18 protein-coding genes and 1 pseudogene are annotated in these 23,721 nt (G+C 41.0%); 6 read left to right on the top strand and 13 right to left on the bottom strand.

All coding sequences use genetic code 11. From position 1 onward, the window contains the following. Nucleotides 1-1,851: pseudogene (locus V7K85_RS17085) on the top strand (S-layer family protein); the annotation flags it as partial. Here the strand turns inward: V7K85_RS17085 and V7K85_RS17090 are convergent. The 5 genes from V7K85_RS17090 to V7K85_RS17110 form a co-directional block, all read right to left on the bottom strand. Further along, nucleotides 1,848-1,979, bottom strand: coding sequence for a hypothetical protein (locus tag V7K85_RS17090; protein WP_334814815.1), 132 nt, complete (start codon nt 1,977-1,979; stop codon nt 1,848-1,850). The pseudogene V7K85_RS17085 and the gene V7K85_RS17090 overlap by 4 nt on opposite strands. A gap of 34 nt (nt 1,980-2,013) precedes the next feature. Beyond that, entirely contained in the window at nt 2,014-2,787 is a 774-nt protein-coding gene (locus V7K85_RS17095) for a DUF928 domain-containing protein (RefSeq protein ID WP_334814816.1), read from the bottom strand. 113 nt (nt 2,788-2,900) lie between these two features. After that, the gene (locus V7K85_RS17100; protein ID WP_334814817.1) at nt 2,901-5,258 is read right to left on the bottom strand and encodes a CHASE2 domain-containing protein; all 2,358 of its coding nucleotides are present in this window, start codon (nt 5,256-5,258) and stop codon (nt 2,901-2,903) included. Between the two features lie 23 nt (nt 5,259-5,281). After that, on the bottom strand, nt 5,282-6,247 hold the full coding sequence (locus V7K85_RS17105; protein ID WP_334814818.1) for a DUF1822 family protein: 966 nt from the start codon (nt 6,245-6,247) through the stop codon (nt 5,282-5,284). Between the two features lie 34 nt (nt 6,248-6,281). Further along, nucleotides 6,282-6,920, bottom strand: a complete 639-nt coding sequence (locus V7K85_RS17110) for a sigma-70 family RNA polymerase sigma factor (RefSeq protein ID WP_334814819.1) — start codon at nt 6,918-6,920, stop codon at nt 6,282-6,284. A 131-nt stretch (nt 6,921-7,051) separates the two neighbouring features. Here V7K85_RS17110 and V7K85_RS17115 point away from each other — a divergent pair, with 131 nt between their 5' ends. After that, nucleotides 7,052-7,213: a hypothetical protein gene (locus V7K85_RS17115; RefSeq protein WP_334814820.1), complete on the top strand. Its 162-nt coding sequence runs from the start codon at nt 7,052-7,054 to the stop codon at nt 7,211-7,213. Between the two features lie 619 nt (nt 7,214-7,832). Here V7K85_RS17115 and V7K85_RS17120 read toward each other — a convergent pair. From V7K85_RS17120 to V7K85_RS17130, 3 genes are read right to left on the bottom strand one after another with little or no spacing between them, the layout of a single operon-like run. Next, nucleotides 7,833-8,675 carry a D-alanyl-D-alanine carboxypeptidase family protein gene (locus V7K85_RS17120; protein ID WP_334814821.1) on the bottom strand — a complete coding sequence of 281 codons (843 nt, stop codon included), beginning with the start codon at nt 8,673-8,675 and terminating at the stop codon, nt 7,833-7,835. A 7-nt stretch (nt 8,676-8,682) separates the two neighbouring features. After that, on the bottom strand, nt 8,683-9,372 hold the full coding sequence (locus V7K85_RS17125; protein WP_334814822.1) for a hypothetical protein: 690 nt from the start codon (nt 9,370-9,372) through the stop codon (nt 8,683-8,685). After that, a complete protein-coding gene (locus tag V7K85_RS17130; RefSeq protein WP_334814823.1) occupies nt 9,369-10,517 on the bottom strand; it encodes an AAA family ATPase in 1,149 nt (382 codons plus the stop codon). Before V7K85_RS17130 ends, V7K85_RS17125 begins: the two co-directional genes overlap by 4 nt. 181 nt (nt 10,518-10,698) lie before the next feature. Here V7K85_RS17130 and mnmG point away from each other — a divergent pair, with 181 nt between their 5' ends. From mnmG to V7K85_RS17145, 3 genes are all read left to right on the top strand, one after another. Further along, complete coding sequence (gene mnmG / locus V7K85_RS17135) at nt 10,699-12,642, top strand: tRNA uridine-5-carboxymethylaminomethyl(34) synthesis enzyme MnmG (RefSeq protein WP_334814845.1); 1,944 nt, start codon at nt 10,699-10,701, stop codon at nt 12,640-12,642. A 210-nt stretch (nt 12,643-12,852) separates the two neighbouring features. Then, complete coding sequence (locus V7K85_RS17140; RefSeq protein ID WP_334814847.1) at nt 12,853-14,205, top strand: hypothetical protein; 1,353 nt, start codon at nt 12,853-12,855, stop codon at nt 14,203-14,205. Between the two features lie 875 nt (nt 14,206-15,080). Further along, a complete protein-coding gene (locus V7K85_RS17145; protein WP_334814824.1) occupies nt 15,081-16,058 on the top strand; it encodes a bestrophin family protein in 978 nt (325 codons plus the stop codon). Nucleotides 16,059-16,152: 94 nt separating this feature from the next. On the opposite strand, the gene V7K85_RS17150 is transcribed toward V7K85_RS17145, so the two are convergent. After that, nucleotides 16,153-16,773 carry a hypothetical protein gene (locus tag V7K85_RS17150; RefSeq protein ID WP_334814825.1) on the bottom strand — a complete coding sequence of 207 codons (621 nt, stop codon included), beginning with the start codon at nt 16,771-16,773 and terminating at the stop codon, nt 16,153-16,155. 472 nt (nt 16,774-17,245) lie between these two features. Further along, nucleotides 17,246-18,187 (bottom strand): DNA polymerase III subunit delta', encoded by a 942-nt coding sequence (locus tag V7K85_RS17155; protein WP_334814849.1) that lies wholly within the window; start codon nt 18,185-18,187, stop codon nt 17,246-17,248. A 360-nt stretch (nt 18,188-18,547) separates the two neighbouring features. Between V7K85_RS17155 and V7K85_RS17160 the strand changes: the two genes are divergently transcribed. Beyond that, nucleotides 18,548-19,165, top strand: a complete 618-nt coding sequence (locus V7K85_RS17160) for a DUF411 domain-containing protein (protein ID WP_334814827.1) — start codon at nt 18,548-18,550, stop codon at nt 19,163-19,165. A gap of 311 nt (nt 19,166-19,476) precedes the next feature. Here V7K85_RS17160 and V7K85_RS17165 read toward each other — a convergent pair whose 3' ends face one another. The 3 genes from V7K85_RS17165 to V7K85_RS17175 form a co-directional block, all read right to left on the bottom strand. After that, a complete protein-coding gene (locus tag V7K85_RS17165; protein ID WP_334814829.1) occupies nt 19,477-20,469 on the bottom strand; it encodes a tetratricopeptide repeat protein in 993 nt (330 codons plus the stop codon). 745 nt (nt 20,470-21,214) lie between these two features. After that, entirely contained in the window at nt 21,215-21,604 is a 390-nt protein-coding gene (locus V7K85_RS17170; protein ID WP_334814831.1) for a hypothetical protein, read from the bottom strand. Between the two features lie 345 nt (nt 21,605-21,949). Next, nucleotides 21,950-23,710 (bottom strand): Rieske (2Fe-2S) protein, encoded by a 1,761-nt coding sequence (locus V7K85_RS17175; protein WP_334814833.1) that lies wholly within the window; start codon nt 23,708-23,710, stop codon nt 21,950-21,952. Nucleotides 23,711-23,721 lie beyond the last annotated feature (11 nt).

The following is a 23,721-nucleotide window of genomic DNA, read 5'->3' on the forward strand; positions in this document are numbered from 1 at the left end:
AAGTTGATTATTCAGGCTGGGGGAGAAGTATCTGCTGGTACTCTTGCTTATAGTGAAGGGAATGGAGGAAATTTAACTATTAATGCCTCAGACTCGGTGGCGGTGAGTGGAGAATCAGTAGATGGTGAAGTCAATAGTCGTTTGACCACTCGAACTGAAGGTGGTGGAGACGCTGGAAACTTAATAATTACCACCGGGAAGTTGATTATTCAGGCTGGGGGAGAAGTATCTGCTGGTACTCTTGCTTATAGTGAAGGGAATGGAGGAAATTTAACTATTAATGCCTCAGACTCAGTGGAAGTGAGTGGAAAATCAGTCAATGGTGGAGCAAATAGCCGCTTGACTGTGCGAACTGGAAATAGTAAAAATGCCGGAGGCATGACGATTAACACTGGGAAGTTGATTATTCAGGCTGGGGGAGAAGTATCTGCTGGTACTAGGGGGGGTAGTGAAGGATCGGGGGGGAGTTTGATCGTGAACGCTTCTAACTCCGTGGATGTAAATGGATTATCAGCAGATAGTCAAAACAGTAGCCGCTTGACCACTCGAACTGAAGGTGGTGGAAATGCTGGAGCCTTGACGATTAACACCAAAAAGTTAATAATTCAGGCTGGGGGACAGGTATCCGCTAGTACTATGTTTGGTAGTACAGGGGCGGCGGGGAGTTTGACTGTAAACGCCTCGGATTCCGTGGAGGTAATGGGATTCACAGCAAAACCAGAAGATACTATTTTAAGCCGCTTGACAACTCGGACTGAAGGTGGCGGAAATGCTGACAACTTAACAATTAACACCAAAAAGTTAATAATCCGCGATGGGGGGCAGGTATCTGCGGGTACTGTGCTTAATAGTACAGGGAATGGGGGAAATTTAACCGTCAACGCCTCAGAATCCGTTGAGGTAAGCAAAGAAGTGGTAGGAATACCAGGTGGTTCGGTTAAAAGCCGTTTAACAAATCGGACTGAGAATAACCGAACTACTGGCAACTTGAGAATTACTACCGGAAAGTTAATTGTCCAGGATCAAGCTGAGGTAGGTGTTAATAGTAATCTAGGCTTTGGCAAGCCAGGCAACCTAGAAGTTGTGGCTCGTTCTATTCTACTGGACAACCAAGCAACCCTCAATGCTAGGGCGGCATCAGTTGATGGCGGTAACATAATACTACAAGTGCAGGATATATTACTATTACGTCGCAATAGTAATATATCCGCCACGGCGGGGATCGCAGGTGCTGGGGGAAATGGCGGTAACATCACAATCAATATTCATAATGGCTTCATTGTCGCCGTTCCAAATGAAAATAGCGACATCACTGCTAATGCTTACACAGGTAGTGGTGGGAGAGTAGATATTCAAGCCTTTGGTATCTATGGCATTCAACCCCGCCCTAACCAAACTTCTCTTTCGGATATCACCGCTAGTTCTGAGTTTGGTGTAAACGGCACTGTAGAACTTAACACGCCGGATATTGACCCTAACAGCGGCTTAGTCAACCTGTCAACAATACCAGTTGATACCCAAGTAGCACAGACTTGTCAAGCTGATGGAAATTTAGCTAAGATCAGTTTTACTATAACTGGACGCGGCGGGTTGCCTCCTAATCCAAGCGAAGCTCTTAACGCTGATGCAGTGCAGGTAGATTTGGTGACTCTCAATCCAAGCAACGATCGCCGCGATCGCACATTTGTTCCGAGTAAAATAACTACTACCACACCAGAACCCATCATAGAAGCTACTGGTTTGGCGCTAAACGAAAAAGGGCAAGTCGTGCTGACAGCAAATCTTCCCACCACTACGCCTCATAGTCCTTGGCTAAAGCCTGCATCTTGCAAAGCAATTCCTAATTCCTAATACTCGCCTCCGGCGAGAAGCAAGCTACGTAATTCGTAATTCAGAAAGTCAGATTGCAACGCCGGTTTTTTTTCATCGACCTGCAATGCGATCACATCGACTAACAATGCCATTGTATCGACTGACAATTCGATTGCATCGACCTGCATAAATGAGCTTACCTTACTCACTCTCTAAATTGCAGCACTCCACCCTTGGTTCAGTTGCAAAATCATTCAAACCAACAGCTTTCAACAGCGCTGTCCAAGAAGTATCTTGCAAATTGGTGCGACGCAATTCACTAGCAGCACTCAGCGTTTCATACCAAATACCATTAGCCGCATAAAGGTTTACTTGCTGGCGTGGTGTTGCTTTTTCCAATTGAGTTTTCAAAGCAGGGTTTAGTTGCTCCCGTTTTACATAACCTTCAACATTAGCAATAATTTGGTTATCCTTCTGACAGTAGATGTTAAAATACCATCGGTATTGCTTGCCAATCTCTAGAGGTGCTGCTTTTGATAGCAAGCGAAGGTTTACGATTCCAGGTGTCCCCGTTAAAGAAGTTTTGTAAATAGTCTGATTTTCTGCTTCATCTTCTAGCACAAACTCTCCATAGGCAAAGTCGGATGAATAAGGAACATAAAATAAGAAACTAGGATACTCAGCGATCGTTATTCCAAAGACCAATTCTGGATTTGAATAAACAGGTACTAAAGCTGTGAGTCGCTTTTGAGAAGAAGTCAGGGGCTTGTTCATGTCCTGACTACATCCACGGCTACCTGCTTCTGTTCGCTTACCTGGTTCCCCGATGTCTTTTGGTGGAGGCGGCGCAGCGAAAATCAATGATTGATTTAATTGTTCGTTGGGGTTTTGAGGCTCTGCCCGCACTTGTATACAGTTAAGGAATGTTAAACTAACGGCGAGGAAAATTTGCATCTTTTGCACAGACAATTTCATTTTTTTATGCCTTATACCATTTTGGATTTTAGATTTTAGATTTGGGATTGGGAATCGCCTTTAAGGTCTGAGTTTGTACATAATATTTGTCGCAATCATTTTTTAAATTAGTATCACTTTGTAGAAATAAATTGTTGCTGACTTGGTTGTAAAGATAGGTAAATCCTCACTGTAGCGCCAGTAACGACTAAAACCAAGGCTGACGGAACTAGGGGAACCCAAATCCCCTGGTAAAAGAGAATTAAGCAAAGAATGTATAAGACTACAAGTATGCATCCTCCTGTTAGTACTAAATATAGTCCTGAGCGATCGCGCCAAGGCAATATCTGCGACACGGCTACGCTGAACGCACCTCCAACCACAGACCAACCCCAAACCCATAACACTTCACCCCAAACAGGCCAAACTCTGATCAAAGCCCGCCCATCTTTAACCGCACTCACCAACTGACTCACCATTTGCGCTTGCAGAATCACCCCTGGTATTTCTTGGGTAAAACCCTGCTCATTCATGTATGGAGTAAGGCTATAATCACGAAAGCTTTGGGCAGTGGTACCAATAAGCACAATTCGGTCTTTGACTAGTTCAGGGTTGACTTTACCGTTAAGAACATCTCTAAGCGTGACTTTAGGAGCAATTTCTAAAGGAGAACCTTGGTAAGAGCGGTAATTGAGCAGTATTTGATAGCCAGCTGTATCCGCTTGTTCATAGGCTCCCATGTGCCATCGCAACCGTTTCAAAACGACGTTACCTAGCTGCAAGTCTCCAGAGGCAGTATATTTAGCAGAAATCCCTTCTTTATTTAAATAGTGGAATGCTAGTTGGGCGTTAAGGGCGTAAGGTGCAGTACATGGAGACGTTGGGTCTGCTGGTTGCATTGCTAATAAATGACGACGCAAAACATTGTCTGAGTCTGGGATAATATCACTAAATCCTTGGCGTTCTGGTGGAACCCCTTCTGGAGGCGAAACTCCCTGATAATTTTGTGTGCGATCGCTAACTTTGCAAATTGCAAAAAAATTGTCATCAGTTTTCCAACGAGTGGTTAGAGAAGCCTGGTTAGGTTGTACTGGCTCACTACGATAAATATCCAAGCCAACGGTTCGCGCTTGCAACTGTGCAAGTTTGTCCAACAGTCTCGCTAGTGCAAGATTTGATAGTGACCCACTTTTTTGCTTCTGCTCTGCTAGATAAAGATCATCTTCGGTGACAGTGACTATCAAAAGGCGCGAATCTTGCTTTTCTTGTGGACGCGATCGCATTAATTGATCGAATGAAAGCAACTCCCATGTTTGCAATCCTCCTTGGTGTCTTATCCCTAGTACACCAGCAGTTATCAGCAGGCTCAAAACTAATAAACTTTCAAGGCGACGGGTATTAAAAAACCATCGTGACTTTAACCAAGTTATTGGCACTACGGCAGGATGTTCGCTAATCACTGGCAACCAACTTGCACTAGGATATTCCTTTTCTATTCCCTTGAGCCTTTGTCTGGCAGTGCGAACCGCACCATATATAGATTGTCCTGATGAAAAAACCTCTAGAAAATACTTTAAAAATTTTTGAGCTACCAAGTCTGGCACTGGCTCCCGCATGACAATAATTTGCGGAATCTGCAAATCTTGTAGTTCTCGCGCTAATCCCAATCCATCACAGGAGTTGAAAATCGCTAATTGTAATCCGTTGGCTACAGCATTTGTCAGGGCATATCTGAGTTCATCAATTGTTAATTTATCTGTCTGATTAATATAGATGCAACCAGTATCACCCTCGCTTTTACTATGACCTGCGAAAAATAGGATATTCCAAGGTTGTTTCCACAATTCATCGCTGATGTTTGAACATTGAGGTTCTACTAAAAAAGTCGTAGTAGCACCGGGTAATTTTTCTAGTAACTGGCGGTCTTGTTCCACATCAATACCGTTACTATCGCCCAAAATCGCCAAAATTCTAATTTTATTTCTCCAGGTGGATGTCTGCAATGCGGCTGTCACTGCTTCTGATTCTGGAATACTAAGAACAATTTCAGCTTTTAGGTAATGTCGATCCACCAAATCCCATAAATGCCAAGGAAGTTTTTTTAGTTGCAAACAATGAGTGCGAATCAACACCCGCACTTCTTCATCTGGCATCAGGTGTTTGAGCCATTTTTCCCGCAGGGGACGGAAAGATTCAGACAGCAACCAGTTATTCAGATGCTCTTGCACCTCATTAGCTTTGTTGTTGCACTCCTTACGCCGCTGGGAGATAGAACCATCGTAAATAATTTTTTTGGCTTTGATCCGGGTAAATTTCCACAAGCTGCGATATATCGACTGCCACTGGTCAATTGCTGTTGCCATATCTAGATTAGAGGGCAGCTTGCCAGTAATTTCTATAGTAGGGCGTTTGCCCTCTTCCCCAATCTCCAGCGTCACCTGTACGCCTAAGTGCAAATCGCCATCTAGCTTCAGCACAACTAACTTTCTCATTGGCAGTACCTCTGCTGTTGTTTTCAACAAACGACAAAATTTTCTGTAATGCTGATATCTCCTAGAGCAAGTTTAACGCTGAAACGTTCTCCTACCTCACAACTAAACTCCAATTGAATATTTTTATTGCTGCTTCTAGTTTGGGCTTCCATTACAGATGCTCCCTCAAAATCCAGTACCATTAGTTGGAGATTTGGTGGCAGATAATGTTCTCCGTTTGTCGGATGTACTTCTACAATGATGTCCATTTCCTGCTCATTGTCAGGAGGCAGGGTAACAATTAAAACTACTGCTTGATCTGTTAAAAGTTTTCCTAAATCAATCAGCTTGCCCTTACTAATAAAAGCGCCTGTTTTACTTCTCATACTCCAAGCTGAATTGGCAATTTGAGTGCCTAAAAGAGTCTCAACTTCTTGCCAACCAGCTTCAAAAATATTTTCCAACCATTGCTTCAATTTAACTAAGTTCTGATTTAAGATAAGCGAAGTATTAGATGTTTCACTAAGTTTTAATTGAGAAAGTTCTTCTAAATACTCCAAGAAATATTCTAAAGGTTGTAGTTGATTAATGGGTAATAAATCAGTTTGTACCTGCTTGACAAATCCCAGCAACTTCGCTTCTCTAAATGATTTGCTGATCTGCACAGCTACATAACCAATTCGATTTGATTGTACTTCCGGCGGCATGTAAATAAATTGTGCATCCTCCAATACTGGGCGACATTCTAACAAGCCCAAGTTTTTTAACGACAAATCAGCTACATCCATCAGTGTCTGTTGTATAACATTCCAACTATTACTTTTTTCTAAGTCTGTCTCAAATCCCATGTATCGTAGATAAGAGTTTACGAAAGACACAGATAAAGTATTGAGATAAACTTGGTTACCTTTTTTTTCCGTGGCTTGTCGTCTACGCAACTCTTCTGCTCGATGCCTTCCATCTACAGGTATAGGGGCTGAAAATGTTAAAAAGTCTATGATTTCTCTCATATTTTTTGCCTAGCTAATTAGATTCTATTCCAGATTAAATATATAAATATTCTTGAAATTTCTCAGCAAATTTTTTCAAACAGCGTTGATAAAAATTATGTAAAGATGTGATTCCAATACCCCATTCTGCTGAAATATCTTTCCAGGAAATGCCAGAACATCTTCTTTTAGCTATAGCTTGAAAATTTGCCTCCGGATGACCTTTTATGTGTTCCTTGCAAAAAATCAACTCTGGATCGGATTCTATACATTCTCTTACTTGTTCAAATAGAGACATAGGTTGAGATGATGGGATATTTTCCAAGTGAGAGTTATCGAGATTTATTTCATTTTCTTTACCGATCACTTTCGGGATAGCCTCTGGAAAAAAACGTTTAGTTAATAGCATATTTACCCAAGTCATGACTTCGCCGCGTTCCGCGTCATACTTATTAATATTTTTATCTTGACAAAGGTAGAAAAATAAATTTTGTACTGCCTCATCATAAATATCCTCATAAAGTAGTTGAAATTGACCTTTATAAGGACGAACAAGCCTACCAGATTGCCAAATAGCATTAATCAGACGTGTTAAAGCTATTCGCTTTCCCTTAGCTAAATGTGTGTATTGTTGGGCTGCGAACGCTAATTCTTTAAGTTGTACATCTAGTTGTTTTCTTTGGTCATTAGTCATAAAAGACCTCAAATCAGAAGCTACCAAGTTCCGGATCGCACTATATCTCATGTATTAATCCTGACTTTTACACAAAGCAGCCACAATTGTTACAAAACTTTTTGATCAGGCATTAAATCTGATAATTAGCAGTGTATCGAGGTAAACAAGAGGATGATGCTTGGTATTTATTAACCAACTTGCCTGACTTAGAATCTGCCATTAAAATTTACAGTCAGCGTTTTGGAATTGAGGCGATCTTTAAAGACTGTAAAACTGGTGGTTACAACCTGGAAGGCTCTAAAGCAAATTAGCAACTTGGGTTACTAGAGTTACTTTTGCATAATATAACTCGATATATCCTTTTTTACATAGATGCCAAGCTAAAAGCTCAACACATACATTAACTTGGTACGCATGTTTAATATTATGTCAAGACTTGGTAAAGCAATACATCAGTATCGCTAACACTAAAAAACTTTTCTTCTAACAACTTAGGAGATAAATTTTCATCTGGCTCATCAATAGATATTTTCCTGAAATCATGGACAGGTTTACCCGGCTTCTACTGATATTAAGAAAATTTTTCACCTTTATTTTTATACTAAAAAAGCGGGATATGTAAAGCACTTTCCTTATTAATATCAACAGGATATGTATTTAAATAACGAGTTTTATAAGCATCAAAAAATAACTTTTTGATATCAGGAAAACGCTTGACATCTAAAATATTATCAGTGTCTTTGATGTTATTCTGTCTTAAATAGTGACAATCAACGCCCCGCAAATCATGCTACCTAAAAGTTTTCATGTTATCTAACAATTATATAGCAGTCCTAAATCATATGTGAAAACTTCTTTTTCTTTTCTTGGCACTCTTGGCGCTCTTGGCGGCTTGGCGGTTGGTTCATTTTCAAAACTCATTTAGGAGCGCTATAGTGGTGTAAGCCAATAATTAATGCCCCGAATAGCTTGTTTTTTAAAACCAAACAGAGGTAAATTTTCTTCAGATAAACCCACATAAGTCCAATGTGGAATATCGTTTTCTACAGTTTGAAACCAACCATTTTGATTCAGAGCTTTTCTCTGTTCTTGATTAGATATGCGTAAATCAATTGCTAATCCCCAGAGATGTTGTGAAGTTCCAGGAGGTGCAACCAAACCGAGAATTTTTGTTTCTCTGCCCTGTTGAACTTTCGCCAAAATTTGATTGTTAGCATATTTGTACCAAAATCTTAAATTCGTGTTGAAAGTGCGAGTACAATCACCAGAACCATAACCAGATTTTAGTGGGATATGTTGTTGGACTCGCGCTTTATTTAAAGCATCAGCCGCCGATTTTTGTAAGTAACAGTCGTTAGTACCATCAACATGACCCATTGTTAAAGTAGCTTGGAACTTTTGGGTTTCTTGTTCATTAGCAAAGATATCTTTTTGCGGCAGTTTAATCCCGACATCTTGATTTACAAAGACTGCGCCATATGTTCGCAGCAAAGTATATTCATAAGTACCAGGCTGGGGAATTGTAGGTAACTTTCTAGCGATCGCAGATAAAAAACGCTGTTGATCATTTAATTCTGGGTTGGGAATAAATGGTTCTAATATTGTCTCTTTTGAACCATTTGTACAAGGTAATGAATCAATACTCAAGCATCCATTTAATGGTTGGGGAGTTCTACCCAATTGGTGATGGGTAATCTCATTACTGGCTACTAATGTGAAAATTATGAAGAGAACTATAGTAATAAATTTTGTCTTTCTTAAAACTTTTTTCATTAATCAATTAAGTATTTAATTTAGATTTAATCATATTACAAAAATTTATAAAATCTTGAAAACTAGGTAAGTGGTATTTTTGATCTTCAATCCTTTTTAATAATTCTTCTAAGTAATATAGCTTCATTACATCACCAGGATTTTTTTTAGAATAGTTAATATTTTTTGCTCTAAATAATTCTTTTAAATAAGCTTCATGGAACTGAGCATGAGTGTTGAATTTATCATATTTACCCATTAGCTCTGGGCAATTAACTGAAATATCATAATAACGCGTATAATCTAATAATGGTTTGCTTTGGGGTTGCCTTGAGTGAATTTTTCTATTTCCTAAGAACCAAGTTTCAATACAACGATTTTGGATGATTACAACAAGCTCTGTACTTCCCATCTGAATTTTTTCCGCAGTTAAAAAATCATAAATTTCCTGCTGGACACAGCTAACTGTATTCTCCTCTGCATCAAGACAGACTACAAAGTAGTTATACTTGCCATTTGCATTGATGTCTGCAACAGCATTTGGAAGATGACCGTAAATAATCGAAGGATAACCTTCTGCGCTGAATAGATAATAGTTGTTTTTATCGACTTCATCGTAATTCTGAACTTGTTGCAGTTCTGGTAACAGATGTTTTAGCCAAGCTGGATAAACTTTTCTTTCAGTTTTTTTTCCTTCTACAAGAAAGTATAAATTCATCCGACTGCAATTCCTTCCTTGTAAGCATCAAGATTAATCAGTTGCATAAAGGCATGATGTCTAGATTTACCAAGATTATAATCTTTGGCATCCTTAGCTGTTACTACGCCACCTCGACGAGTCACAATTTTCCAATGTTCCATTCCAATTTTATTAATAATATAAGGATGATGGCTAGTGATTATGAATTGTAATTTTCTGTTCTCTAGTAGTAAGTCACTTAAAATATCAATACAGTTAACTCCCAAGCTATTTTCAAATTCATCAATCAAAATTACAGTCCCTTCGGCAGATAAATAAAGTTCACTAATATGCATTAGTGTTCTAAACATTCCAGAAGATATACGTTTTTCAGTAATCCAATTATTAACCCATTTTTCTTTGATATTAATCAAAGGATAATCTGCAATAAATTTAGGCAAATTCTCATTTTCCTTCGGTTCCATTTTGATATCTTCTATCTGATAAAATATATCTATGAACCGCTGTTTAATTTCTTGAAAAGTTTCTGGATGATAGTTATAAACTAATGCTAATTTGATTTGAGTTGGTAAGTTACTTTCCTGAATCTCTTCTAGAGAGGAATATTTTTTTGCCGCTAATTTATTATTAATAATTGGAGAATAAATCATATCATCTAGAGAGACAAAAGTTTCTCTTCTTGATTGATCGTTATAAATAAATTTGTTAAATCCATCTTTAACAGGTGCAATATTTTCTTCCTCGCTCAATATTTTTACAGCACTTTCAAAAGGTGAAAGTTTTGGTAATTTATTAGCATTAAATACTATTTGATGATTATTTCTTTCTATAATAACTTTTCCATTTACAGATAATTGTTCTCTATTAATTCTAAATTTATTCTTTTCTGCCTTTTCATCGTTAAGGATGAATGCATCTACTTCTTTGGTTTCAAATTCACCATTCCATTTATACTCATAATTGTTTGACGAGAAATCTATATCCCATTCCACACCATTCAATGAACCACCTCTAGCTATTGTTCGCAAGCTCATAATAGATTCAAGTATTTTTGTTTTGCCAACACCGGATATACCAACTAAAAGATTGAGTTCAGAAAAATGTATCGGTTCAAATTGCCACTCTAGTTCATGGTCATAAAAGGTTATTTTGTTGATTTTCATATTTATACCTACAAGAAATAAACGAAACCGAATAATAAAGCCATAAATTTGATTATAACTTACCCCAATTAGTCTTTTATTTATAGTAAAATTGATAACTTTATTATCAGAAAGTTACATCCATGAAACCACTGGAACAGTTAAAATTGAAAAGAACTCTAAGCTTGCCGATCCTGTAAGTATGACCATGCACAATTCCGTTGAATTCCAAGACGCTTTTGATGTCATAGTCGTCGGTGCAGGTCACTCCGGTTGCGAAGCAGCTCTCGCCTCTGCACGCCTCGGTTGTCGTACCCTGCTATTGACGCTCAACTTGGATAAAATCGCTTGGCAACCTTGTAACCCAGCAGTGGGTGGCCCGGCCAAATCTCAGTTGACCCATGAGGTCGATGCACTCGGCGGAGAAATTGGTAAAGTAGCAGACCGCACCTACCTGCAAAAACGTATCCTCAACTCTTCACGGGGGCCTGCTGTTTGGGCATTACGCGCCCAGACGGACAAGCGCGAATATGCAGCGGTGATGAAAAATATTGTTGAGAACCAAGAAAACTTGACAATCCGCGAAAGTATGGCAACAGACTTGGTGCTGGGCGCTAACGATGAAGTCATCGGCGTTGAAACTTATTTTGGTGTAGGGTTCCAATGTAAAGCAGTCATCTTAACAACTGGCACTTTCCTGGGAGGCAAAATTTGGGTTGGTAACAAATCAATGCCAGCCGGACGGGCTGGGGAATTTGCGGCTGAAGGATTGACACAAACCTTAAATCGCCTGGGATTTGAAACCGGAAGACTCAAAACTGGAACTCCAGCCCGGGTAGATAAGCGATCGGTGGATTATAGTAAAATGCTAATCCAGCCAGGGGATGAAGATGTGCGCTGGTTCAGTTTTGACCCGGATGTGTGGGTAGAACGGGAACAGATGCCTTGCTACATCACCCGCACAACCGCCGAAACCCATCGCCTAATTCAGGATAATTTGCACCTGTCGCCAGTTTATGGCGGTTGGGTGGAAGCCAAAGGGCCGCGTTATTGTCCCAGTATTGAAGATAAAATTGTGCGCTTTGCCGATAAAGAAAGCCATCAAATCTTTATTGAACCAGAAGGAAGGGATATACCCGAACTTTATATCCAAGGGTTTTCCACAGGGTTACCAGAAAATTTGCAACTGCATATGTTGCGGACTCTCCCCGGTTTGGAAAAATGTGTGATGCTCCGTCCGGCGTATGCTGTGGAATATGACTATTTACCAGCAACTCAGTGTTACCCCACACTGATGACCAAGAAGATTGCTGGGCTGTTTTGTGCTGGGCAGATTAACGGCACCACAGGTTATGAAGAAGCCGCAGCCCAAGGGCTTGTGGCGGGAATTAACGCCGCTCGATTTGTTCGCTCTCAAGAAATGATTATCTTTGCCCGCGAACAAAGTTACATTGGGACGCTAGTTGATGACCTGTGTACAAAAGACCTGCGGGAACCTTACCGGATGCTTACCAGTAGGTCAGAGTACCGATTGATATTGCGTTCTGACAATGCCGACCAACGCTTGACACCCTTGGGGCGAGAAATTGGTTTAATTGACGATCGCCGCTGGGAGCTATTTACCCAAAAAGAAGGTAATATTACCACAGAAAAACAAAGATTGCAAGCTACACGAGTTAAAGAACATGATGAAATTGGCATAGCGATCGCATCTAATACCCAGCAATTAATTAAAGGTTCAATTACCCTGAATGACTTGCTACGGCGTCCGGGATTCCATTACGTTGACCTCGACAGGTTCGGACTGGGAGACCTCAACCTCAACCGCGCCGAGAAAGAAGGCGCAGAAATTGACATCAAGTATTCTGGCTATCTCGCTAGGCAACAAAATCAGATTGACCAAATTGCCCGCCAAGCCCACCGCCACTTACCTGGGGATTTGGATTACACAACAATTGATACTCTTTCTAAAGAGGCACGGGAAAAGCTGACTCACGTAAAACCACTCACTCTCGGTCAAGCTGCACGTATAGGTGGTGTAAACCCAGCGGATATTAATGCTTTATTATTATATTTAGAATTGCGTAAAACCAAAAGCCAGTCTGAGTTTCCAGCATTAGCCTCATATAAACTTGATAAAGACTGAGTATAGTAGTAAGGAGGGGGATTGGTATGATAGATGACATAAATATTAGTACTGCCATCATCAACAATCCCCAGATGAAAGTTGAGTTTAATACCAACGCTCAATCAACTCGTCTCAATAGGATGGGGGATTGAATGTTTTATTAATAATCCTGATTTCCAGGCAGTAGGGGCGGCGTTTTCCCGTCCTAGCAACAAAGAGAGAACGTCTATGTTACAAGAAGCCAGCACCCGTCTCATAGTACCGGAACCATCAGAAGACTTAATCGCCAACGAGCCTTGGTCGATAGAAAACTATGCTAATGGCCTAATGGATGAACTCTTTGCCGATATCGACTACATTCTGGATGTAAGTAGTAATCTGCCTTCTCAAACCGTTAGGCACAGTAGTCAGAACAAATCGAGCCAGCCTGTTGCTGGGGTTACCCCCCAACCTCAACGCCAGTCGCCTCCAGAAAACGTGCTGCAAACAGTTACGATACCGCAGATTATCTTACCGAACACACTCAACCAACCAATACAGTCACTTGCTCAAGATAACCACAAGCAATTGAATACCGTTGTGTTTGACTCCGCCACCGTTAAATCAGTTAGTAATAAGCCTCAGAAAAGTAGTCCTACTTTGGGCAAACTGCTGATTGTGGGAACAACTTTAGGTGTGGCGATCGCTGGTATTATCTACCTAGTACAGTCTGGAGTCATATATCTTTTAAATACCAAATTGCCTGAGTCAGCTCTTCTAGTGCCGCAACCGCAGTTACAGTTGCCTGTAAAAACAGAAATTGAGGCAGAGTTAGTTGAATACATGCTCCAAGCGCTGGCAGTTATAGATAAGCAAGTAGCAAGTAATCAAAAATCTCTTAGCCCGCGATTCTTCAGTCAGACAAATACTAACGAAATAGCCCTTGCTCGTGAGCAAACAACTGGTAATCTACCAGCACTTCCACTTCTAGCTAACAATACACCACCAATCCCTAACCGTTCTGCAAGCGTTGTTGAGCGCATCTACGTTCCGGTTTATCAAGCGCCATCGCCAATGCGCTACGCACTCCCGGCTATTCCTGGTAGTCCCACACTTGTACCACAAGTTGCGAGTGTGTTGCAGCGTTCTCAACCTAATGTTGTGAAAACTGCCCTGAATACGGTGCGACAAGCTGGCAAGCCTGTAACCGTCAACATGTTAGCTGCGGCTGTACAAGCAGAACTCAAACCTGTGGCTGCGAAAACTGCACCCATTACTGTGCGGCAAACACCCAACCCTCTGCCTGCATTACCAGTAGTTCCATTACGGGCAGGACTCGAATCATCAGAACCAACTATTACCCAGGAACAAGTATATTCGCCAACTGCGATCGCAGTTGCTCCAAGTAATACCTTAGAGGGGTTGCTAGAGTTAGGCAACAAATCTGCTGCTTTGTTTAAAATTGATGGCGTGACTCGCCGCATCAATATGGGTGAAAGCATCGGCTCAAGCGGTTGGACACTAGTAGATGTTAGTAATGGCGAAGCTGTCATCCGGCGTAACGGCGAAGTGCGATCGATTTATGCAGGGCAGAAATTGTAAAAGTTATTCTCTGGACAACTCTTGCACGCACCAAAATATTGCAATGAGCAACTCTAAGTTACACATTGCGTCATATCATTTTTGCCTAATTATAACGTTTAACGAAATAGCTGATACAGATACATAGGTAGGGGTGTACACCTGTACGCCCCTACAGTCAGTTTATGTGTTGCCAAGATTTGGGAAATAGTATTACTTACAGAAAATTGCAAGTTATACGAATTAATTAGTACACTGTAGCGTCAGTTTGCCTACCTTTAATAAGGAGCTTAAGCCCCAAGTCTTATTAATTGAAATCCTAGCTAGATTTACGCCATACTGTACTAGTAAGATGCACTTAATATTTATTAAATCAACTGCCAAGTTCGCCATTAAGATAATTGTTGACTAAATCATCTAGTAATCACATAGTTTTGTCCTCTAAAAAAGTCTCGGAATACTAATTAAAATTGAGAGTCTCAAAACCCCGAATTCTCTAATAAGTCGAAGTTATACATCAAACAAGTCAGTTCTCAGTTGTGACGGAGACGTTTCCGTTGCTCCAGGCTTGTCTAGGACTTACGCAAAACTATACGCGCTTTGGGGCAATTCATGAATTGCCTTAATAAGAAAATCTTTCTTTTTGGATATTGTTTACCTAAGTCCTGTTGTCGTTAGAGTTTATGGTGAAGAATTAGAAGCCACTCATGAATTTACCTACCTAAAGAGGGTTCACAAAAATAAATTTCAATGTTAAAACTAGAATTTATGTTGATTATAGTTGCACGACGGTCGCTATCTGAAAACCTACATCTTGCACCTATCTTGCTTAAGCAAGATAACTTTAGCTAAAAAAGTTAGTTTGCTAATTGATGTAATCGTCAAACCTTACCAATATGAAACGGTCTAACTATTTTCAAAATATTTCCAAAAACTCTCTAATAGAAAAGTATCACCTTTACAAGGGCGAAAAATTGAACTGGCTTCAAGTAACTCTTCGGCTTGAAAGCTCAATTATTTCTATCATTCTTCCTTGGGTACTTTTTTGTACTGCATACGGTATTTTAATATCATTCCTCTATCATTTAGGATTACCAATAGCATTTTCAAACTCTAACAGTATTCTTACTAATGCTGTTTTAAGTTTTAATATTGGTTTTACACTACTATTAGTTTTCCGGACGAATACAGCCCATGATAGATTTTGGGAAGGTCGTCAACTATGGGGATCTTTAGTTAATACATCTCGTAACTTAACTCGGGGAATTTGGATAATAATTAAAGATAAGACACCGCAAGATAGACGAGAAAAAGAGGCAATACTTCGGTTAGTAACTGCTTTTGCAGTTGCAATGAAGTTACATCTAAGATCAGTACCTTTAGACACTCAGTTAGCATCCTTAGTGTCTGAAAAACAATATTTACAACTCCAAGATAGTAATCATCCCCCACTACAAATTGCTTATTGGATAGGAGATTACTTGCAGTCTCAGCATGACCGGAATTTTTTAAATGTCTATCAACTGACTACTTTACATAACTGCGTAGATGATTTAGTAGATATTTTAGGTGGTTGCGAACGCATCCTAAAAACGCCACTACCTTTGATATATACTATTAAACTCAGACAACTGTTATTAATTTTTTGTCTGATATTACCTTTGGAAATTGTTAGCTTTTTGAGTTGGTGGACTGGTCTAGTAATGGCTTTTGTAAGTTTTACATTATTAAGTATTGAACAAATTGGTTCAGAAATTGAAGAACCTTTCGGATTTGATCCCAATGACTTACCTTTAAATATAATTTGTAATACAATTTCAAACAATGTTGAAGAATTAATCAGGCTTGCTTCTAACAATGTTCGTTCTTCCTAAATCCAGATGCTCAAGGAGAAATTTTCTGATCTCTTATTAAAAAATAAGACTTGGGTTAAAAATACCCAAGAAGTAGCCCGCCCTGAGACCTCGCTTAATAAATGTTTCGCCAAGCTTTCACCGTTTCTTTGCCAATTTCACTATCAACTGTTTGACCTCCTTCCAACACTAGTCTGATGTCTAAGTTCTCATCTGGAGCATTTTTCAAAGCAGTGGCTAATTCTTGACTGACAGCAAACGTCCCGGTTGAACCGTCTAATTGAAAAATCTTTCCCCTGACTTTAAGCAAAAGTTTATCGACTTTCTTGGTAGTGACAAACCTATTATAGTCAGGTCTGGGATACACACGACCTGCGGTGTAGAAAGAAGAGCTAGCTTGATCCAAATTCACTGTTACGAGGACTCGAATGCTCGAAGGAGTCCACAAACTAATAACTTGCTTTGAATCCTCACGGTACAAATAGCCACCTAAGGAGTTGCGGTCGAAAACCCCAAGAAACTCCCCTTCAAAAGGGTCAACGATTCTCACGGGTTTCGACCAAGGCACATCCATATCAGGGGACAGTCCTGCTGATTTGACCACTGGCAAATCGCTTGATGCTTTGGCAAGACTAACTACCTCTTGAACGGTGAAAGCAGCACAAAGTTGAGGGGAAAGCACAGCCAAGGTAGCCCCAAAAAGAAGAACTGGAATTGTCTGCGGTAACTTGATCATGAGTCAGGGATATAATCTTCAAAAACAATAATCGGACAACCTTTATTAGTCATCCCCCGCAAGACTTTTGTTTAAGAGAAGCTTTGGCAATTGAGCAAATCCCAGTGTCTTGGGGCGATGTCTCTTGACTGTGCCAATTTTAGATTTTAGATTTTAGATTAAAGAATTGAAGAATTAAAAATTATTTCGGTTCATCCCCCGCCCAAACGTGGGCGGAACAATTCCATTATCCAAAATTCGGCTTGCCCTACACCCAAAAGCATGGGGTCAATCCAAAATCCAAAATCGTTCGACTGAGCGAAGCCGAAGTCCAAAATCCAAAATTAATAGACTTGCCGCATTCTCTACGAGACGCTTTGCGTAGCTGATTATTAATGATACGTTAGTACTAATATATCTGGTTACTTAAGTAATATTATTTAATATTGTTAAAGAGTTTGAGGTTTTTGTGCAAGAGTTCGTGAAGGCAATTTTATTTTTGGTATACAGATAAAAGCAGACATTCCCAAACTAGCCGTGGTTGAGCGTAAGCAAGTAAATATTTACGAGCTTGTTCTAGCTGGTTGATGATGCTGGGTTGGTGCCACTGCTGCCAGTAGAATTGCTGAAGATAATCAACTAACCACAGTTGTGCTTCTGTATCTAAATCTTTATCAATTTTCTTAGCTAACTCCAAGGCTTTGCGGTACGAAGCAGGGGCTTTTTTCAGGTCTTCGAGTAACTCAGGGGGAATAGTTTGTAATTGCTCGTAAGATGCGATCGCACTTCCGGCACTACCAGCTGCTATGCTCAATACTGCCTGATTTGGCAAAATTTCCTGATGACCTGTTTGTGTGAGTACAACAGCCAAAGACTGTGCATTTAAGCGATAAAAAGGAATGCGTTGACAGCGTGACACCAAAGTTGGCAAAACAGACTCAGGTGTAGGTGCAATTAAAATTAATGTCGCCTGTCCCGGTTCTTCCAAGGTTTTAAGTAAAGCATTCGCTGCGGCTTCTGCCATTGTTTGAGCTTCTTCCAGCACTACCACATTCCTCGGTGCTTCCAAGGGTGGCCGACTTAGAAACTCGGTAATTCCCCGAATTTGCTCTAGCCGAATTACAGGTGGTGCTTTACGCTTGAGTCCTTTCTCGGCCGCTTCTGCTGCTGTTAATCGTTGTCCCTGATATTGGTACGTTGGTGACACCCACAACAAAGCTGGGTGGTTCCCCTGACGCAAACGGTTTTGTAAAGCCGCAGTGACTCCCTTGTGACTAGAAAATAGCAATTCCACAAAACATCTGGCTGCTAAACTCCTTCCGACACCATCTGGCCCCACAAATAGATAGGCTGGAGCAACCCGGTTTTGTCTGACAGCCTGAGTGAGTAATTCTATGGCTTGCTGTTGTCCTACAACTGGTGCAAATGGGTTAATAGTTCAGTACCTTCGCCAAAACAAGAATATGATAACTGATAAGGAATCACTTTTGCTTTCAAGGACGTAGTACAGTTTTGCGTAAAATCGTAGCGTTTTTAAATGCAGAGGGAAGCAAAGTAAGCGCATAGGCGCTTCGCCTTCCCGCAGGGTAGGTACGCAGACAATACGGTTTGGTTAGCTTGTTTATCGCTCGAAGATCCCCCCAACCCCCCTTAAAAAGGGGGGCTTCTAACCCTCTTTTTAAGGGGGTCGCCGTAGGCGGAAGGATCTTATCCGAACCGTATTGGGTACGCAGAGTCTTTTTCAAGAGAATTTGTTACAACAAATTTATGCAGTGTTGTACTTAGGAAGTCTTAGATGTCGCACAAACAATTTATTTATTGCTGGCAAAAATGGTTATCTCCCATCTTGGTACGTGTTGCTGTGCGTGCAGTGGTAATAATTTGTCTCACAGTAGGGGTGTTGGGCATATTGGGAAGCACTGCTCCTATGAGTAATGCTCAAGCTGTTTTTCCTGGTTCTGTTGCAGCTAATGCTCAACTGGTAACTACCACTGGGCATATCCAGAATAAACAAACACCATTCAAATCAACAGTGCTAAATGCCACTGTATATCACAGTCCCGATTGTAATTGTTGTGGCGGGTGGATTGATCACTTAAAGGCAGAGGGTTTTCAAATCACAGACTTTCGCACGCCTGACATCGAAACAGTCAAACAAAAGTACAACGTGCCGGATAACTTGTCATCTTGTCACACAGCAATTGTTAATGGATATGTGATTGAAGGACACGTCCCAGCAGACGACATCAAACGTCTGCTTCAAGAAAAGCCAAATGTTGTTGGTTTATCTGTTCCCCAAATGCCTGTAGGCACTCCTGGCATGGAGATAGGAAATCGAAAAGACCCGTTTTCTGTGTTTTCCTTTGATCGCAATAACTCAGTTGCGGTATTCAATAAATATCCGTCCTCTTGATATAATCTTGCTGTATTCAGAGGATGTTTTAAAAGTGGATTTTCTATGTATTATGGCGATTTCTAATCGCCAAAGGCTTTAAAACATCCTCACATTACCTGAATAAGTAGTGATATCATGTCCGGCAAATTACTTATGATATGTCATTACGAGTGCAACGTACTCCTACGGAGAAGCAAGCTACGCGGAGCGTCTCGTAAAGCCTGCGGCATAGCTACGCTTAGGGCATAGCCGTCTCGTAGAGAAGAGAAGTGGAACAAAGTGCAACGTTCGCAATGACAATTGTTCAACCGGACATGATATGAGAGATGTTACTGTTTAGAACCAGCTTTGATCAACTGCGACAAATTACTTAACCACCTTCCAAACCAGAAGCCAGATCCTGGGCTTGCAACATTTTGAGAAAGAAGCTTGATCGCATGGTTACAATCTTGCAGGCTTGCATCGAGTCCCATTGCGTGATATATTTCGCGGGCATTGCAAAAAGCATCCATCGCTTCTGATTCTCGATTGATTTTTTCTAACACCAGACCTAAATTAAACCAGGCGTTTGCTTCCCCATTTCGGTCATCAAGATCCCTTCTGATCTCTAATGAATATTGATGAAACTCAACCGCCTTTTGGTACTGTCCCAGAGCCTGATAAGCACTCCCCAACCCACTTAAGGCCATGTCTTCCCCATTGCGATCGCTGATGAATCTTGCCATCTCTAACCATTGCTGGTAAAACTGAATTGCCAGTTGGTACTGCCCCAATGATTCATAAGTATTGCCCAAACTTCCCAGGCAAATGCATTCCCCAGTCCAATCGCCTATTTTCTTGGTTATACTCAACCACTGCTGATAAAACTCAATCGCTTGCTCGTACTTGCCCAGGTATTCATAAATATTGCCCAAACTTCCTAAGCAAATGCCTTCCCCAGTGCGTTGGCTTTGCTCGCCGTAGGCATCGCCTATTTTCCTGGTGATACTCAACCACTGCTGATAAAATTCAATCGCTCGCTGGTACTTGCCCAGTGATTGGTAAGCGTTGCCCAACCCAGATAAACATTTGGCTTCCTCGAAGCGATCGCCTATTTCTCTAGCTGTATCCAACCACTGCTGATAAAACTCAATTGCCAGGTGGTACTCCCCTCTTGACTGGTAAGCATTGCCCAAACTTCCTAAAGAAATGACTTCCTCATTGGGTTGGCAAAGCCTCTCCTCTGGAGAATCACCTATTTCTCTAGCTTTTTCTAAGCACTGCTCTTCAAACTCAATGGACTCAATGTGATTTAGGCTCCCGGATCTAATTACTTCTGTCATTCTCTATAGAAAACGAAATTTTTGGTTTCTAAGTTGTTGATCATACAATTTTCTGTGGCTTCAGCACACGAGAAGTGCAACTTATTAGGCCAATACGCTTAGTACAGTTTTGCATAAAAGCGTAGCGTTTTTCATTGTCAGCCGACGCATTAGCATTGTCAGCTGACGCATTGGCATTGCAGGGTATTGCTAAATTTCATTCGCTACGAATTAATCAAATTCTGTACTTAGTGTTAGTGATATTTTGCACCGGAAGATCCCCCTAACCCACGTCAGTCGGTTATGGGGAGCTAGTGCGTTGGGCGGCGAACCACTCTTATTGCAACTGGTGTGGAAAGCATTTTATACGCTGCGATCGCTGTGTATAAAATATTTTTATTTATATAGCGCTTCCCATTCATATGCGGTACAAGATTATATCGCTAAGTGTAAAGGCACGGCAGTGCCGTGCCCCTACGGGTGTACCTCACGTAAACGAGAAACACTATATAGCAGTCCTAAATCATTTGTGAAAATTATATATCTCTTTCTTGTTTCTTTCGTTTGTGTCCAACTCTTGGAGAGGCTGCGCGTACCCTTACGGGGAAGTAAGCTACACATAGTGTCTCGTAGAGTTGGCGGTTCGTTTCCTTATCTATATTTTTCACAACTCATTTAGGATTGCTATATTTAATAACAAGCGCACGAATATAGTATGAGTATGCTGATAAATTTAGCTTTCTAAAAAGATATAAGAAAAACCAAATCAATCAGCAGCAGTATAATCAGGCAATGCCTTGAGTTGTAAATTAACAGCACTGAGATAATTTTGGTCGTTTAAAACTTGCGATGGTAATTTGTCTGCATTCACAGCAGCCTTCACCAAATCTTTTGCAATAATATTTCTGTTCTGAGTTTCAAATACTAGCTTTTCTCCACTAGGAATACCGTGCTGTTTCAGACCTCCCTGATAAGCAAAAGTAACTAGATTGAAAGGCTGGAGGTAACTAACAGAAGTAGAATAACTAGATAAATTATTAGAGTTAATAGCTATTTCACTGCTCTTGGTAGTAGCTGTTTGAGCGCCAGCGATTCCAGGTACAAGAGTTATAGAAGCAAAAATAAGTGCAGAATTTATTAAGGTAATAAGTTTCATAAGGTTATTCTTAGTTAAATGCGATCGGTGTTCTTTAGTAATAGAGTCCTCTTTATTATTAATCTCAGCTTCCTCCGGTCAGGTCACCTGATCGGTGGATATCTGACTCACCCAAAAGGGTGAACTAGTTGAGGGACACAAAGAGCAATGGAGACTCGATTAAGTCTAGACACAGAATAGATTGGTTGAAATTTTCCAGTACTTAACTGAGGTAAGTTGAACATTTATGCAATTTTTAATTCGACTCTTAAGTTCCCCAAGCATTGCAGAAATTGCCGCGATCGCACAAATTCTTATATCAGGCGATCGCGGCAATTATCAAGTCTCCGAAGATTAGCTAAATTACTATTCTTCAAACAGGCGATCGCCTTTATGCAAGCGTTCAGCAATTTGATAGGTTTGCCCTTGCGATCGCATTGTGGGCGCGTGTGCTGCTAAATAACGAGCGGCAGCAACTAGTACATGGATACCAGCCGGGGTTTGACCTAACAACGAGTATTGTCTAAAAGCTGCTTCTATTTCCTGAATCACATGAAAGTCCCGATTTTCTCGCAGCATCAACTTACCCAACATTGCCATCAGCCGCTCAACAGAGCCGCCACTATACAAATAATCAGCCACTAACTGACCTGTCTGATTTACTTGTTGTTGGCGATTTAATAAATCCGGTAGTTGCTTGAGCAATTCTTCAGGATTTTCAGCAGAGTTTTTTGGTTCTGGGAGTCTTGCTGGTGGCACATTCAAAAAACGATTCAGATATACACTCATGGCAGCATCAAACACACCTCGTAGTAATTCCACCGAAGGCACTCGTCGTAATCCTTGATGCACAGCATTGGCAAAAGTGAACGGATGGTGCGCTGAATTCCAGTCGCCAAAGTCGTTGTTAGTGTGGAAGCGAGCTACCCGAAGTGCTGCTGTGTAAGTAACTACACCTGCCAATTGTTCTTCAGTACAACCATTTTCCAGAGCAGTCAGAAGAGAGTTGATAATTTCCTGTGGGTCTTCCCCTAACAAAATCGGCACCAACTCCTCCTGACCTGACCAAGTTCCTTGTTGAGGTCGTCCTGCTGCCAAAACCATAGGTAACTCCTCAAAGGCAGATTTTAGAATTCCTACTAAATCCACAGGGTAGCACCAGGAATTGGATTCTTCCATGCGGGAAGCAGTTGCTAAACCAGAAACTAGACTCGCCAAAACTGACTCTGCCCCTTGCCAATCAACAGCATCCAGGGCTTCCAGTGCCTTGTTAATGAAGTCGAGTACATGACCGCTATCGATGTAACAGTGGTCTGTGGCAGATGTGAACAGCATGTCTGCGATTTGCTCAGAATTAGCTCCTGCCTGAATTGCAGATATCAAACATCTCTCTGCTGCTTCACTATCTCGCACCTCAATAAACTGGCAAAACCAGCTTTTGAGGGTACTGAGGTCAACAGTAGAATTGGGCAATGGATGAACTACAAAATGGGGCGGCGCTCCAGCGCTATCACTAGCGACTGCTGAAAGTCCTTGAAAAAGGGCGCGGGGTTTATCTTCTGCATCTAGATAAGGTAGCAAATTCATCATGCAAGTATGGATAGTTAAGCCTGTACTCCAGCCTGCTTTGTTGTAATGGGTGCCAAATTCTAGTCCTAGTTGAAATGGTTCGCTAAAATCTGTCCCCATATCCAATAATGCGATCGCTGATTTGGCAATAACTAAAGAAATATTTTGTTCTAAACCATCCTGAAGACGTTGGCTGTGGTGGGCATGGAGGTCAACTGGGGGATCTAAATTTACCCAAACTTCCCCATCGCGGATTTCTACACCAAAGGAGGGAACATCATCTGCCCAAGAGTCAAATGTTCCGCCACTGGCGAGGTCGAAGCGGGCATAGTGCCAAGGGCAAGTCACAATGCCATCTTTGCAAGTGCTTCCGTGGAGGGGAAAGCCCATATGCGGACAACGGTTATCAATTGCATAGACTTTATTGTCTGAGTAAAACAGAGCAATGGTATGTTTTTCGCTGCGAACCAACAAACTACCTGCTGCTTGAACATCTGCAAATTTAGCAACACGGATGTATTTGTCTCTATGGGTTGGGGGTGCAAATTTTTGAATCATTTACGTAAAAA

Source organism: Nostoc sp., from assembly GCF_036917615.1.
Lineage (GTDB): Bacteria > Cyanobacteriota > Cyanobacteriia > Cyanobacteriales > Nostocaceae > Nostoc.